Source organism: Dactylosporangium sp. CA-139114 (assembly GCF_050955725.1).
GTDB lineage: Bacteria > Actinomycetota > Actinomycetes > Mycobacteriales > Micromonosporaceae > Dactylosporangium.
Genome location: NZ_CP192080.1, coordinates 2296695 through 2309164 on the forward strand (window position 1 = coordinate 2296695; position 12470 = coordinate 2309164).

A 12470-nucleotide genomic window follows, 5' to 3' on the forward strand; every position below is an offset into this window, starting at 1 on the left:
CGGCGCGTTGCCCGCACGGCCGCCGGCGCTGACGGCGCGTTGCCCGCACGGCCGCCGGCGCTAACGCGCGTTGGACAGCGGCACCCCGTTGCCTCTGGTGCCCGCCACCGAGCCGGTCATCGTCCGGCCCTGCCACAGCACGAAGTAGCACTGCGTGACGGTGACGCCGTAGCCGTGGAGCTCCTGCGACCGGTACCCGTCGTAGCCCCACTTGTCGTCGACCGCCTGGGCCGTCACGCCCATCTGGTCGGCGACCTCGTCGCGGCAGGCGGCGGCGTACGGCTTCCAGGTCTCGTCGTCCGCCGGCACGGGCGCGGCGAACCCGGCCCGGACCGCGCCCATGTACTGCGCGGCGTGCCTGCCGGTGCACGGGGTCTCGGTCATGCCCGCGGTCGTGCCGGCCTTGGCGAGGTTGAAGCAGTGCTGCGGCAGCGGCGTCCGGCCGCCCGCGAGCGTGCCCCTGGTCGTGGCGAAGGCGGCCCGGCCGGGGGCGGCGTCGACGACGACCGCCTCGCACGCGTACCAGCGGCTGCCGGTCTGCCAGTCCCGGTCGGCCGGCAGCCCGATCTCGAGCGTGGCGCCGTGGCGGCCGAGCGGGGTGCCGAGGAACGCGGCGGTCTTCGTCCGGCAGTCCGCGTCGGCCGCCGCGAGCGACGGGTCGTTCGGCTGCGGCGGCGTCGCGGACGACACCCCGGTCAGGGTGCCGACGGCGGCGATCTCGGACTGGTGCTCCTGCGCGCAGTCGACCTTCGCGGGCGGCGAGAGCGTGGTGCGCATCGGCTTGTCGAAGCAGTCCCCGGCCTTCGGCTCGGCGAGCGCGGCCGCGGACGACGGCGGCGGGCCCGGGGCAGTGGCGGGCGGGGCCTCGCCCCCGCAACCGCCCGTCAGCGCAAGCGCGGCGAGCACGAGCGTCAACCGGCGCATCAGTCGGCCAGGTCCTGCAGCTCGGCGACGTCGGTGATGCGGCGCACCTTGGTGACGGCGGCCAGCGGGAGGTGCGCGTAGAGATGCGGGAACGTCCCGTGCTCGTTGGCCTCCCACCGCAGCGCCTCGCCCAGCGGCCCGGGGTCGACCGAGAGCACCACGAGCTCGGGCACGCCGGCGAAGAACCGCGTCGCCGTGCGGTGGACCTGTTCCGCGGTGGAGAGGTGGACGTACCCGTCCGCGAGGTCGAGCGGCGAGCCCGCGAACACGCCGGCCGCCTCGAACCCGGCCCACTCGGCCGGGAGCAGGATCTTGTAGATCATCGATCGCCGCGCAGGCGGCCGTAGACGAGCACGTCGCGCCAGGCGCCGTCGCGGAACTCGGCCGAGCGCAGGATGCCCTCGCTCAGGAAGCCGACCTTCTCGAGGGCCTTCTGCTCGGCGATGTTCTCGGGCTGCACGCGCGCCTCGATCCGCTGCGTCGGCGTGCTCGCGAACAGGTAGTCGCACAGCAGCGTCTGCGCCCGCCAGCCGACCCCGCGGCCGCGCCACTCGGGCAGCAGCACGATGCCGACGCCCCAGTACTGCGCCGGGCCCGACCCGATCGCGAACCACTGCACGAACCCGGCGGCGGTCTCGTCCGCCTCGACCATGAGCCGCCCGTCGTCGGCGCCGAGGTAGCCGTCGAGCGCGAAGCGCCGGGCGGGCCCGTTCGGCTCGTGGTACCCGGTCCAGGCGGGACCGGCGAGGCCCGGCTCGGTCGCGAACCGGCGGAACATGGCCAGGTCCCCCTCGACCACCGGCCGCAGCCGCACCCAGGTCTTGTTCACACGCCCCACCTCACTCGACCAGCAAGATCGCCCGCCATCTTCGCCGAAGTTCGCGGGTGACGCTACCGGGCGGACGCGCCGCTTGGTCACCCCGGGCGCGCGAACCCGCCCCGCGGCCGGGCGCGCATGGCACCGCACGGGCCGAACCGGGCGCGCCCGTCGGCCACCTCAGGCGCGCGAGCCGGCGGGGCCTGGTCCGGGGCGCCTCACGAAGGAGCGGGCGCGCTACTTCGTGAGGGCGGGCGCGACCTCGTTGCGGATCAGCTCGAACGACCGGGCCCGGGCCTCGATGTCGTACACCATGCAGGTCAGCATGAACTCGTCGGCCTGGGTGGCCGCGAGCAGGTCCGTGAGCTGCCGGCGGACGGTCGCGGGCGAGCCGAGCGCCTGGCCCTCGCGGCGGGAGAGCGCGAACTCGCGTTCCCGGGCGCTGTACGGATACGCCGCCGCCTCCTCCGGCGTCGCGAGCGGCTCGGGCCGGCCCGAGCGCAGCCGCAGGAACGACAGGTCGCTGGGGCCGGAGAGGAACTCGGCCTCCTCGTCGGTCTCGGCGGCGACCGCGCTCACCGCGACCATCACGTAGGGCTCCGTGAGCCACTGCGACGGGCGGAAATGCTGCCGGTAGAGCCCGAGCGCCGGCAGCGTGTTCTGCGCGCTGAAGTGGTGCGCGAACGCGAACGGCAGCCCGAGCAGGCCCGCGAGCTGCGCGCTGAAGCCGCTCGAGCCCAGCAGCCACACGTCGGGCTTGGAGCCCTTGCCGGGCGAGGCGAGGATGCGGGTGTCGCCCTCGAAGTAGGCGATGAGGTCCTGCAGCTCCTGGGGGAAGTTCTCGGCCGAGAGCCCCTCCATGGTCCGGCGCAGGGCGAGCGCCGTGTGCTGATCCGTGCCGGGCGCCCGCCCGATGCCCAGGTCGATGCGGCCCGGGTGCAGCGCCTCCAGGGTGCCGAACTGCTCGGCCACGACCAGCGGCGCGTGGTTGGGCAGCATCACCCCGCCGGAGCCGACCCGGATCGTCGACGTGGCCGCGGCGAGGTGGGCCAGCAGCACGGCCGGCGAGGAGCTCGCGATGGCGGGCATGTTGTGGTGCTCGGCGACCCAGAACCGCCGGTAGCCCAGCGCCTCGACGCGCCGGGCCAGTTCGGTCGTGTGCCGCAGGGCCTCCCCGGTCGAGCCGCTGGCGGCGACGGGGGCGACATCGAGCACGGAAAGCGGTAGTTCCCTCACAACCAAGGTCAACAACGGCTTGCGCGGCAGTATTCCCACTGCCGGTACACTGTCGCCCATCGTCAACATCTGGGCACGCAGCGTGGGCAAGCGCGGGTGGATCCTGCTGCTGGCCGGGCTGGCGCTGCTCGCGATCGCGTGCGACGCCGAGGCCGGGGCGCAGCCGGGGGCGTCGGGGCGACCGGGGGCGTCGGCGCGCCCGGCCGGCGGCATCACCGCCATGGCCGCGCTCGGGGACTCCATCTCCAACGGGTTCGCCTCCTGCCTGGCGCCGAGCCCGTGCCCGCGCAACTCCTGGGCCACCGGCGACGGCACCAAGGTGAACAGCCACTACAAGCGCCTGTTCAAGGACGATCCGGGGCTCAAGGGCGGCAACCACAACTTCGCCGCGGCCAACGCGCGGGCCGACGCGCTCGCCGGGCAGGCCGTCGAGGCCGTGCGGGTTTCGCCGCGGTACGTCACCGTCCTCATCGGCGCCGACGACGCCTGCCGCGGCCGTCTGGCCGACATGACGCCCGCCGACGAGTTCCGGCGCGGCGTCGACGCGGCGCTCGCGGTGCTCAAGCAGCGGGCGCCGGACGCGCGCGTGCTGGTCGCGAGCATCCCCGACATCAACCGGCTCTGGGAGATCGGGCACACCAACAAGCTCGCGGTGCAGGCGTGGAACTTCGGGCTCTGCCCGGCGCTGCTGGCCGAGCCCACGTCGAACGCGCCCGACGTGGTCGCCCGGCGCAACGCCTTCGCCGAGCGCGTCGACGCCTACAACGAGCAGCTGGCCGCCGCCTGCCGGGCCTACGGGCCGCGCTGCCGCACCGACGGCGGGGCCGTGCACCGGGTCCGGTTCACCCTCGACATGGTCGCCGCGCAGGACTTCTTCCACCCCAACGCCGCGGGCCAGACGGCGCTGGCCTCCGCCGCCTGGGCCGGTTCGCCAACCTGGTGAATGCGCGTAGTGTGCTCGGCGTGACAGCTGACCCCAGCGTGTGGCGGGTCAAGGGCATGCCTCTGGCGCCGGCCACCGGGCACGGTGTGCTGGACGGCATGCGGCTCGCGGTCAAGGATCTCTTCGCCGTGACCGGGTTCGCCGTCGGGGGCGGCAACCCGGCCTGGCTCGCCGAGGCGCTGCCCGCCGCCGAGGACGCGCCGGCGGTGGCCCGGCTGCGGGCCGCGGGCGCGGTCGTGCAGGGCATCGCGCACACCGACGAGTTCGCGTACTCGCTCTCCGGCGCCAACGCGCACTACGGCGCCCCGCCGAACCCGGCCGCGCCCGACCTCGTGACCGGCGGCTCGTCGAGCGGCCCGGCCTCGGCCGTCGCGACCGGGCACGCCGACATCGGCCTGGGCACCGACACCAGCGGCTCGGTCCGCGTGCCGGCCTCCTGCTGCGGGCTGTTCGGCCTGCGGCCCACGCACGGGGCGGTGCCGACCGAGGGCGTCCAGCCGCTCGCGCCGTCGTTCGACACCGTCGGCTGGATCACCCGCGACGCGGCGACGCTCGCGGCGGTGGGGGAGGTGCTGCTGCCGCCCGGGCCCGTGGCGGCGCCGCGGCGGCTGCTGGCGATCGGCGGCACGGCCGCGGATGCCGCCCGCCTCGGGCTTCCCGTGCGCGAGACGTCCCTGTCCACCTGGGACGATCCCGACCCGCTGCTGCTGGCGTTCCGCCGGGTCCAGTCGGCCGAGGCGTGGCGCGCCTACGGGGCATGGGTCGAGGCGCACCCGCGCGTGCTGGCCCCCGACGTCGAGGGCCGCTTCCGCTTCGGCGCGGGGGTGAGCGCGGCGGAGGAGGCGGACGCCCGGGCGCGGCTCGCCGCGTGGCGGGCCGAGCTGCTGGACCTCCTCGGCGACGAGGCCTGGCTGGTGCTGCCCGCGGGCGGCCCGGGCCACGCGCGCGACCTGGGCCTCGCGGGCCGCGACGCCTGGCGGCGGGACATCCTGCGCTGCTCGGTGCCGGCCAGCGCCTACGGCCTGCCGAGCGTGTCGCTGCCCACGGGCGCCTCCCCGCCGGCCGGGATCGCGCTCGTCGCCCCGCCCGGGCACGACCGCGCGCTGCTGGCCCTGGCCGCCGAGCCGCCGGCCGGGGGGCCGCGACTGGCCCCGTGAGCCAGGTCCCCGCCTGCCATACTGCCGTTCGTGACGTCGCCGCAGTTCGACCCGTATCAGCCGCAGTACCTCGCGCCGCAGCCACAGCCGCAGCCGCCGGTGCCCGGGCCGTACTCGGGGGCGCCGTTCCCGCCGCCGGCCGGTCACCAGCAGCCCGCTGGTTACCAGCACCCTGTCGGCTACCAGCAGCCCGTCGGCTACCAGCCGCCGCCCGCGCCCACGCCGTGGCGGCCGAAGACGGGCGTGCTGCTGGCGATCGTCGGTGGCCTGCTCGCGCTGTGCGTGGCCGGCGGCTCGTCGGCCGCATACGTCATCGAGAACGGCATAGGCGGCATCGGCGGCGACGGCTCCCTCAGCCACCGCCAGCCCACGGACCCGTGCGCCCTGCTGAACAAGGACGCCTTCGGCACCGACCTCGGCGGCACGCTGGAGAAGTCCGCCAAGGGCGAGGCCGGCACCTGCGACTACACCTTCCAGCACGACTCGCGCAGCCCGGAGGCGACCGGGAGCAAGCTGCGGCTGTACGTCGAGGTGAGCACGTCGGCCGTGGCCCGCTACGAGTCCCAGCAGGGCGGCGCCGGCCTGTCCCGCCTGCCGGTCGAGTGCGGCAAGCAGGCGATCGCGGGCCACAAGGTCGACGCCGCGGGCGAGAACGCCGACGCGAGGCTGTGGTGCGTGGACAGCGACGTCTTCGTCATGCTGACCTTCCACGGCTACAACCGGCAGCGCTTCAACGCCCTGGAGCTCGACGACATCATGGCCCGCATCGGCCGTACCGCCCTGGGCAACGTCCCTACGAAGTAGCTAGACGGCCGCGGGCGAGCGGGCGGCGCCCACGGACACGGCGGCCTCGGCGAAGGCCCGGATCACCGCGTGCACCCGCGTGCCGTCGCCGGCCAGCTCCGGCTGGAACAGGGTGCCCACCATGAACGGGTGCCCGTCGAGCTCGGCCACCCGCACCTCGCCGTCGTCGTCGTGCCCGGTGAAGCGCAGCCCGTGGGCCTCCAGCGCGGGCAGGTAGGCCCGGTCGAGGCCGTACGAGCAGTGGTACTGCTCCACCGAGCGCTCCACCCCGAAGACGCGCTCGGCCAGGCTGCCCCGCCGCAAGGTCACCGCGCCGGAGTGCCCGACCAGCGAGCACGCGAGCGGGACGATGAGCGGCCGCTCGCCGTCCGGGTCGCTCTCGGCGTGCACGACGTCCGGCAGGCCGGCCAGGTCGCGGGCCACGCAGAGCATGAGGTGCTGGAAGCCGCCACAGGTGCCGAGGAAGGCGATGCCGAGCTCGCGAGCCACGCGGACGGCGGCGAGGGCACCGGCCTCCGAGCGGTACGGCGAGCCCGGGACCAGCCAGATCCCGTCGAACCCGGCGAGGCTCGCCGCGTCGGCGTCCTCGGACGGGATCCAGTACGCGTCCAGCGCGATCCCGTGCTGCTCGCGGAGGAGCTCGAGGAGCCCCGGGATGCGGGTGTGGGAGCGCACGTGCGGCGAACGGTCGCCGACGAGCGCGATGCGGGCGGTGCGAGTCGTCGTCATGTCCCCAGCCTGCGCGCGGCGCCGAGATGAGTCCAACGACTGTTTGCTGTGCCGAGATAAGCAATCATGATGTCGTGGACCCGCACCTGCTGCGCACCTTCGCCGCCGTCGCGCGCCTGGGCTCGTTCTCCGCGGCCGCGGACGAGCTCGGCTACACCCAGTCCGCGGTCTCCCAGCAGATCGCCGCGCTCGAGCAGGACGTCGGCGCCCCGCTGCTGCGCCGCCGACCGGTCGCGCTCACCGACGCCGGCGCACGGCTGCTCGAGCACACCGGGCCGATCCTGCTCCGGCTGGCCGCGGCCCGGGCCGACGTCGTGCGGCTCGCCGGGCCGCCGCCCGCCGCGGTCGTCCTGGGCGCGACGCCGCTGTCCGGCCTTGACGCCGCTGCCGTGGTACGGGTGCGCAGGGCCATGCCGCGGGTCACCTTCACCCTGCACGTCGCGGGCGCGGCCGCGGTCGCGACCGGGGTCGCCGTGGGGGAGCTGGACCTCGGGCTCGTCGACGGCGTCACCGCGCCCAGCGACCCGCTGCCGCTGCCCGACACCGGCCGGCTGACCACCGCGCCCGTCGCCGAGCGCCCGGCCGTCGTCGCGCTGCCGGCCGGGCACCCGCTCGCGGGCCGGCGCGGGCTGCGCCTGGCGGACCTCGCCGACGCGGTGTGGCTCGACGCGCCCGAGATCGCCACGCCGCTGGAGCGGTTGCGGGCCCTGGCCCGGGCGGAGGGCTTCCGGGGCGGGCTGGCCTATCCCGGCACCGACGCCGGCGTCTTCTCGTCGCTGATCGCCGCGGGCGCGGGACTGGCGCTGCTGCCGGAGTCGGCGCTGCGCCCGGGCGTGCGCGGCGTCCCGGTCGCCGAGCCCCGCCTGGTGCACCGCACCGACCTCGTCCACGGCTCCCTGACCGAGCCGGCCGCGGCCGTGCGCGACGCGTTCATGGCCTGAGCCCGGCCTGGCAGCCGCCGGGCTACGCGGGCCTGCCGGTCGTGCGGCGGTAGTACGAGTGCACGGCGTCCTGGCCGGTGTAGTTCGGGCCCGCACGGTCGTCCGCGCCGAGGTAGGCGTAGGGCAGCTCGACGTCGCCGCGGTCGTCCCGGCCGATCCGGCGCCGGCGGCCGTCGTAGCTGAAGCCGGCCTCGCGCAGGTCCGCGGCCAGGCGGCGACCGGCGGGGGCGCCGTCCTGCAGCCGCACGGCCGCCAGATCCAGGTCGGCGACCAGCCGGCCGCCGTCCGTGAGCCAGCCCGCCGCCCGGGTCAGCAGGCCCAGCTTGTCGCCCACGTAGTGCAGGCCGTGGATGCTGGTGATGAGGTCGTACCGGCGGCGCGGCGCCCAGGCGAGCACGGGCGCCGCGGTCAGCCGTAGCCAGGGCACCTCGGGCGCGGGGTCGAAGGCGTCGACGAGATCGACGCCCTCGACCAGCACCCGGGCCGCCACGCCCTGCTCGTCGAGGCGGGCCGCGGCCTCGATCAGCGCGCGGCCGGAGCCGCAGCACAGGTCGAGCCACGCGACCGTGTCCGGCGCGCCGGTGACGCGGGCCAGGGCCGTGATCACCTCGACCGGGTTGAAGCCGAGCTCGCGCTCGTAGCTGTTGACGCCGTCGAGGCCGCGTTCGCGGTTCATCGCGGAGTTCGCCACCACTGCCGATCCGGCGAGGGCGTCGTCGTCGAGCAGGGGCACGGCGACATGATCCCAGTTATCGGCGGTGGCGGGAACCCCCATGATCGTCACCGGGACGGTCGTCGCCGCCGCGGCCGTGCCCGCCGTGGTCGTCGCCGGGCTCGGCGGTGCGCCGGCCGCCGTGGTCGTCGCCCGGCTCCGCGGTGCGGGTGGTGCGGAGTCCGCCGTGGTCATCGACGCCGGTGCCGGCCGACGGGCCCGCCGCCGGGGCCGTCGAGGCGGTGGCGTGGGAGGTCGGGTTGTCGTCCGCGCCCCGGGACGGGTTGTCCTCGGCACTGGCACTGGTGCTGACCACTACGTGGGACGGGCGGTCGTCGTGGCGGCCGGATCCCGAGGAGGCCAGCGCCGTGCCGCCGACCGCCAGGACCGCGGCGGTCGTCGCGCCGAAGATGATGAGTCTGCGCATGGGAGGTACACCTTCCTGATCGCTTCTTGCCTGTGCGACCAAATCTCCCGGCACCTTGGTCAACGGGGTCCTGGCGCGACCCTAAGGATCGGTTAAGAGCTCGAGGGACACCCGGGAGCCGGCGATGGCGAGCCGGCCCCCGGTCGCCTCCGCGGTGCGGCGCGCGATGTCCAGGCCCAGCCCGGTCGAGCCGCCGCCGCTGACGCCCCGTGCGCCCGCCGCCGGGTCGAAGCCGGGCCCGTCGTCCTGCACGGCCAGCTCGATCCGGCCGGAGCGGGCGCGCAGCGAGACCGCGAAGCCCACGCCCTCGTCGGTGTGCGCGAAGACGTTGCCCAGCAGGGCGTCCAGGGCCGCGGCCAGGTCGGCGGCGGCCACCGCGACGGGCAGCGGGCCGGGGTCGAGGGCGGTGCGCACCGCGCGGCCCTGGTCCTCGGCGAGCACCGACCAGAACGCGACCCGCTCGGCGACGACCGCGGCCGCGTCGCACTCGGGCGCGGACCGCTCCCGCCGGGCGTCCTCGATGACCGCGGTGAGCGCCCGGTCCAGCGCGCCGACGTGCTCGAGCATCCGCGCGGCCTCGGCCGGGTCGGTGAGCCCCTCGGCGTCGAGGCGCAGGGCGGTCATCGGGGTGCGCATCCGGTGCGACAGGTCGGCCGCGGCCTCGCGCTCCTGGCGCAGCAGGTCGCGGATGCGCCCGGCGAGGCGGTTGAGGGCCGCGGCGACCGCGCGCACCTCGCCCGGCCCGTCGCCGGCCGGGGCGCGGCGGTCGAGGTCGCCGGCGGAGAGCCCCTCGGACACGGCGGCGAGCGTGCGGATCGGGCGCACGACGGCGACCGCGAGCCGGTCGGCCACGGCCAGGCCGAGCAGCAGCAGGCCGAGCCCGACGGCGGCGAGGATCAGCCAGGAGCGGGTGACGCCGCGGCGCAGGTCCTGTTCGGGCACGAACGAGCGCACGACCGCGGTGCCGCCCGGCAGGCCCTGGACGGCGACGAGGACCTCGCGGCCGTCGGCATGGGCGACGCTGAGGCTGCCCCGCTGGGCGGCCAGGCGCACCGCGGGCGTCGCCGCGACCTGGGCGCCGATGACGCTGCCGTCGCCGAGGAACACCGTCACCGGGTGCGCACCGTCCACATTGGCCTGTTCGACGGTGAGCCGCAGCGCGTTCGCGTCCGCGGTGGCCACGAGCGCGGCCAGGGACCGCGCCTGCGTGGTGGCCGCGGCGACCGCGCGGTCCTCGGCGGCCGAGCGCAGCAGCAGCGCGAGCGGCACGAGGAAGGCCACGAGCACCAGGGCCATCGCGGCCGCGACGAGCAGGGCGAGCCGGCGTCTCATACCAGGCCGAACCGCACGCCGACGCGCCGCACGGTGTGGATGCGCCGGGGCTCCTGGGCCGTCTCCCCGAGCTTGCGCCGCAGCCACGACAGGTGCACGTCGACGGTCTTGTCGGCGGCCGTGTAGGCCACCTGCCACACCTCGGTCAGCAGCTCCCGCTTCGTGACCACCTCGCCGGCCCGGGCGACCAGATAGTGCAGCAGGTCGTACTCCCGCGGCGTGAGCTCCAGCGCGGCCCCGTCGAGCGTCGCCGTGCGGGCCCGCGGGTCGATCCGCACCCCGTCGGCCTCCACGACGAGCGAGACCGGCTCCGGCGGCGCCGTGCGGCGCAGCACCGCACGGATCCGGGCGTCGATCTGCTCGGCCCCGTAGGGCTTCACCACGTAGTCGTCGGCCCCGGCGTCCAGGGCCCGCACCATCTCGCCCTCGGTGCGCCGGGCGGTGACCACGATCACCGGCACCCGGCTGACCGCCCGGAGCATGCGCAGCGCCTCGCGCCCGTCGAGGTCGGGCAGCCCGAGGTCGAGCAGGACCACGTCGGGCGCCTCGGCGACGGCGAGCTTGAGCCCTTCGAGGGCGGTCGCCGCCGCCACGACCACGTGACCCCGCCCCGTGAGCGCCTTCAGGACCCCGGTGCGAATCGTCGCGTCGTCCTCCACGATCAACACCTTCGCCATAGGGCGAGCTTAACCGCGCGTTATCGTCGGGCGACGGACACTGGGAGGCATGCGGATGCGCTGGCCCTTGGCGATCGCGGCGTGGCTGGCGGCCGCGGCGCTGGCGACGGCCGCCTCGATCGGGGCGGTGGGCTCGCTGAGCAACGGCCTCTTCGGCCCCTCGGACGCGCCCATGAGCGAGGCCGACGTCGAGGCCCACCTGACCCCGGCGCCCGCGAGCAGCCCCTCGCCCGCCCCCTCGGCGCCCGTCGCAACCACGCCCGCCCAGCCGGCGGCGCCGACCGGGGCGAGCCGCGCGCTGAGCACCGCCGGGGGCAGCATCGTGGCCTCCTGCCCGGGTGGGCAGGCCTACCTCGACTCCTGGATTCCGGGCTCGGGATTCGAGACCGACCACCTGCAGCGGGGCCCCGCGACGACGGCGTCGCTGCGGTTCAAGGCGCGCTCGGGCGGCGGCTCCGTGCGGGCCCAGGTGACGTGCGTCAACGGCGAGCCGACGCTGGCCCTGCCCGGCGACGACTGAGGACGTCCGGGCCGCACCTGGCCCGGCGCGGGCCTTGCCGCTACGCTGGTGCCCGATGGCTACCAACGTGAGATTGGGGGTCCCGTCCGCACAAGGTGAGTGCTGATGCACCCATCCCTTGCGAACGGAGAGACCCGGCTCGACCTGTGGCTGCGGGTGCGTGAGTTCGCCGTCCCGCCGCCGATGATCGAAACGTCCACCGCCCGGCGCATCGCCGGAGACTGGGCCGGAGCCTGCGCGGCCGCCCGCGTCGACGTGGACCTCAACCTGCGGCAACTCGCCCGCCTGCGCGGCCCCGACATAGCCGCCCGCGTCCGGGCCGACCTGCGCCACCTCGCGCCCGACCTGCTGCGCTGGCACCTGCCGCGGATCGGCCCGGCCGGCCTGCTGCGGCCCGGGCTCACCATCACGCTGGCCCGCTACGACGCGCAGCTGCACCTGGTCGCCCGCACCCCGCCGGCGTGGGCCGCGGGCGGGCAGCGCTTCAGCCTGGCCCTGTGGGACGGCACCGGCGGCGGCCCGCACCCGGACCGGTACTTCCGCCTCGACCTGCACCGCCACCTCTGGGACGCCCGGCGCTGCGGTGAGCTGCGGGCCCGCGCCCGGCCCGGCTGGGCGGCCGAGGCGGCGCTCCTGCGCACCGAGGGCCCGGTGCTCGTGCGGGCCGCGGGGCGACGGCTGCTGCTCGACCCGCGGACCGGCACGACCCGGCCGGCCCGCACCCGCGACGGCCGCGTGCCCGTGCTGCCCTACGCCTCCACCTATCCGGCGCCCGACCTCGAGCTGCTGGAGGCCGGCGCGATCGACCCGGGCGCCCTGCACCCGCTGGTGGCCGAGGCGCTGGCTCCGGGCTCGGTGCCGCTTGCCGGGCCGGAACCGGGCGCCCCCACCAGGTTCGTCGAGTGCCGGGGCGCGCAGCACCGCATCGCGCTCGTCGACGGCGTGCTGAGCGCGCTCGACCACGACCCGGCCCAGCTGCGCCGCGAGGAGCTGCTGGTCGCGCTGGGCGGGCCGCCGCTGCCCTGCCTGCGCGCCATCGACCTCGTGCACCGCCGGCCCGAGCGCCTGGACGACATCCGCGCGCGGCTCGAGCACGGCGACGCGGCCGGTGCGCTGGCCGCCGTCGAGAACCTGCTCGGCCCGAACGCGCTGCTGCGCGCCGGGGCCCTGCGCGAGGCCCTGGAGGCCGCCGCGCGGCAACGCATCCTGCATGGACTTTTCCGTAACGGCCTGACTCCCACAAGGTGATGC

15 protein-coding genes are annotated in these 12470 nt (G+C 76.1%); 6 read left to right on the forward strand and 9 right to left on the reverse strand.

What is annotated here, in order from left to right:
- Window positions 1–60: 60 nt before the first annotated feature.
- The 4 genes from ACQP2P_RS10320 to ACQP2P_RS10335 form a co-directional block, all read right to left on the reverse strand.
- A complete protein-coding gene (locus tag ACQP2P_RS10320; protein ID WP_433615016.1) occupies window positions 61–924 on the reverse strand; it encodes a septum formation family protein in 864 nt (287 codons plus the stop codon).
- Window positions 924–1247 carry a DUF952 domain-containing protein gene (locus ACQP2P_RS10325; protein ID WP_433615018.1) on the reverse strand — a complete coding sequence of 108 codons (324 nt, stop codon included), beginning with the start codon at window positions 1245–1247 and terminating at the stop codon, window positions 924–926. Before ACQP2P_RS10325 ends, ACQP2P_RS10320 begins: the two co-directional genes overlap by 1 nt.
- Window positions 1244–1753, reverse strand: a complete 510-nt coding sequence (locus ACQP2P_RS10330; protein ID WP_350622824.1) for a GNAT family N-acetyltransferase — start codon at window positions 1751–1753, stop codon at window positions 1244–1246. Before ACQP2P_RS10330 ends, ACQP2P_RS10325 begins: the two co-directional genes overlap by 4 nt.
- Before the next feature lie 225 nt (window positions 1754–1978).
- Complete coding sequence (locus ACQP2P_RS10335) at window positions 1979–2977, reverse strand: LLM class flavin-dependent oxidoreductase (protein ID WP_433615020.1); 999 nt, start codon at window positions 2975–2977, stop codon at window positions 1979–1981.
- A gap of 82 nt (window positions 2978–3059) precedes the next feature.
- Between ACQP2P_RS10335 and ACQP2P_RS10340 the strand changes: the two genes are divergently transcribed.
- From ACQP2P_RS10340 to ACQP2P_RS10350, 3 genes are read left to right on the forward strand one after another with little or no spacing between them, the layout of a single operon-like run.
- Window positions 3060–3920 (forward strand): GDSL-type esterase/lipase family protein, encoded by an 861-nt coding sequence (locus tag ACQP2P_RS10340; RefSeq protein ID WP_433615022.1) that lies wholly within the window; start codon window positions 3060–3062, stop codon window positions 3918–3920.
- A gap of 20 nt (window positions 3921–3940) precedes the next feature.
- Window positions 3941–5077 carry an amidase family protein gene (locus tag ACQP2P_RS10345; protein ID WP_433615024.1) on the forward strand — a complete coding sequence of 379 codons (1137 nt, stop codon included), beginning with the start codon at window positions 3941–3943 and terminating at the stop codon, window positions 5075–5077.
- 30 nt (window positions 5078–5107) lie between these two features.
- Window positions 5108–5881: a hypothetical protein gene (locus ACQP2P_RS10350; protein WP_433615026.1), complete on the forward strand. Its 774-nt coding sequence runs from the start codon at window positions 5108–5110 to the stop codon at window positions 5879–5881.
- Here the strand turns inward: ACQP2P_RS10350 and ACQP2P_RS10355 are convergent, their stop codons facing one another.
- Window positions 5882–6610, reverse strand: a complete 729-nt coding sequence (locus ACQP2P_RS10355) for a CTP synthase C-terminal region-related (seleno)protein (protein ID WP_433615028.1) — start codon at window positions 6608–6610, stop codon at window positions 5882–5884.
- Between the two features lie 74 nt (window positions 6611–6684).
- Here ACQP2P_RS10355 and ACQP2P_RS10360 point away from each other — a divergent pair, with 74 nt between their 5' ends.
- Window positions 6685–7551: a LysR family transcriptional regulator gene (locus ACQP2P_RS10360; RefSeq protein ID WP_433615030.1), complete on the forward strand. Its 867-nt coding sequence runs from the start codon at window positions 6685–6687 to the stop codon at window positions 7549–7551.
- A gap of 22 nt (window positions 7552–7573) precedes the next feature.
- On the opposite strand, the gene ACQP2P_RS10365 is transcribed toward ACQP2P_RS10360, so the two are convergent.
- The 4 genes from ACQP2P_RS10365 to ACQP2P_RS10380 all read right to left on the reverse strand — a co-directional run bounded on the left by ACQP2P_RS10365 (window position 7574) and on the right by ACQP2P_RS10380 (window position 10699).
- Entirely contained in the window at window positions 7574–8284 is a 711-nt protein-coding gene (locus ACQP2P_RS10365) for a class I SAM-dependent methyltransferase (protein ID WP_433615032.1), read from the reverse strand.
- A gap of 16 nt (window positions 8285–8300) precedes the next feature.
- Window positions 8301–8690, reverse strand: coding sequence for a hypothetical protein (locus tag ACQP2P_RS10370; RefSeq protein ID WP_433615034.1), 390 nt, complete (start codon window positions 8688–8690; stop codon window positions 8301–8303).
- An 81-nt stretch (window positions 8691–8771) separates the two neighbouring features.
- The gene (locus ACQP2P_RS10375; protein ID WP_433615037.1) at window positions 8772–10022 is read right to left on the reverse strand and encodes a sensor histidine kinase; all 1251 of its coding nucleotides are present in this window, start codon (window positions 10020–10022) and stop codon (window positions 8772–8774) included.
- Window positions 10019–10699, reverse strand: a complete 681-nt coding sequence (locus ACQP2P_RS10380) for a response regulator transcription factor (protein ID WP_433615038.1) — start codon at window positions 10697–10699, stop codon at window positions 10019–10021. Before ACQP2P_RS10380 ends, ACQP2P_RS10375 begins: the two co-directional genes overlap by 4 nt.
- A gap of 49 nt (window positions 10700–10748) precedes the next feature.
- Here ACQP2P_RS10380 and ACQP2P_RS10385 point away from each other — a divergent pair, with 49 nt between their 5' ends.
- A complete protein-coding gene (locus ACQP2P_RS10385; protein WP_433615040.1) occupies window positions 10749–11219 on the forward strand; it encodes a hypothetical protein in 471 nt (156 codons plus the stop codon).
- A 105-nt stretch (window positions 11220–11324) separates the two neighbouring features.
- On the forward strand, window positions 11325–12467 hold the full coding sequence (locus ACQP2P_RS10390) for a hypothetical protein (protein WP_433615042.1): 1143 nt from the start codon (window positions 11325–11327) through the stop codon (window positions 12465–12467).
- The last annotated feature ends 3 nt before the right edge of the window (window positions 12468–12470 follow it).